This window comes from Oscillibacter sp. KLE 1728, assembly GCF_934833455.1.
Classification (GTDB): Bacteria; Bacillota; Clostridia; order Oscillospirales; family Oscillospiraceae; genus Oscillibacter; species Oscillibacter welbionis.
Genome location: NZ_CAKVVF010000138.1, coordinates 1,467 through 2,865 on the forward strand (window position 1 = coordinate 1,467; position 1,399 = coordinate 2,865).

A 1,399-nucleotide genomic window follows, 5' to 3' on the forward strand; every position below is an offset into this window, starting at 1 on the left:
GCCTGGGCCTGGGACTGCCTCTCTGCCAGCACATCGCAGAGCGCCACGGCGGCACCATGATTGCCGAGTCCCGGCCGGGGCAGGGGTCCCGCTTCACCCTGTCGTTGCCGGACCGGCGATGCGGGACTGCGGACGTGTCGGACGTGAAGTTCGATTACAACGGCGGCTTCAATCCGCTCCTCCTGGCCCTGGCGGACGCCTTGCCCCCCCAGGCTTTCTCCCAGCGCCATCTGGACTGACCCTGGCTCCGGCTGGGGTCGGTTTTTTTCGCAGAAGCGGCTTTCCTTTTTTCCGGAAATCGGCTACAATAGCCCAATAACACGACCGGCGCTCCGTCGGCCTTTTCAGGAGGAACCCATTTATGTCCCAGCGTGTATTTGTGGCCATGAGCGGCGGCGTGGACAGCGCCGCAGCGGCGCTGCTGCTGCGGCAGGCCGGCTATAATGTCACCGGCGTGACGCTGCGCCTGCATCCCTATAAGGACCGCCCGGGCCTGTGCGGCTCTGCGGATGATATCGAGACAGCCCGCGCCGTGGCCGCCGGCATGGGGATTCCCCATGTGGTGCTGGACCTGTGCGATCTGTTCCGCGAGCGGGTCATGGACCGGTTTGTGTGGGCCTACACCCACGGCCGCACACCCAATCCCTGCATTGACTGCAACCGGGAGATCAAGTTCGGCGCCCTGCTGGACTGGGCGCTGGACCAGGGCGCGGACGCCATGGCCACCGGCCATTACGCCAGAGTCCGCCTCGATACGCCCTCCGGCCGCTGGCAGCTGCTGCGGGGCGCGGATCGACGGAAGGACCAGACGTACTTCCTCTATCAGTTGACCCAGCACCAGCTGGCCCATCTGCTGCTGCCGGTGGGAGACTATGAAAAGCCTGCCCTGCGGGCCCTGGCGGCCGCCAACGGCCTGTCCAACGCCCAGAAGGCCGACAGCCAGGACATCTGCTTTGTGCCGGATGGGGACTATGTGTCGTTTTTGCGGCAGTATGGCGGCGTGGAGCCCGTCCCCGGTGACTTCCTGGACTCAGAAGGCCGTGTGCTGGGCCGCCACAGGGGAATGGAATGCTATACCATCGGCCAGCGGAAAGGGCTGGGCGTCAGCGCCAACGCGCCGCTGTACGTGCTGGGGAAGGACCCGGACCGGAATGCCGTGATCCTAGGGGAGGACAACCGCCTCTACACCCGGGAGCTGACGGCGGAGCGGGTGAACTGGCTCTCCGTACCGGAGCCGGACCGCCCCCTGTCCGTCACCGCCAAGACCCGGTACAGCCAGCGGGAAGCTGCCGCCACAGTGGAACCGCTGCCCGGCGGCCGCATCCGCATGGTGTTCACAGAGCCTCAGCGGGCCGTCACCCCGGGGCAGGCGGTGGTGTTCTACGATGGAGATCTGGTG

General features: G+C 66.5%; 2 protein-coding genes. Both read left to right on the forward strand.

The features are described from left to right. Positions 1–239, forward strand: a 239-nt coding sequence (locus tag QVE23_RS11065; RefSeq protein WP_502919100.1) for an ATP-binding protein, incomplete at its 5' end; no start/stop codon positions are given. Positions 240–361: 122 nt separating this feature from the next. Continuing rightward, positions 362–1,399 (forward strand): tRNA 2-thiouridine(34) synthase MnmA (gene mnmA, locus QVE23_RS10835; RefSeq protein WP_287968228.1); only part of this gene is annotated, 1,038 nt, incomplete at its 3' end.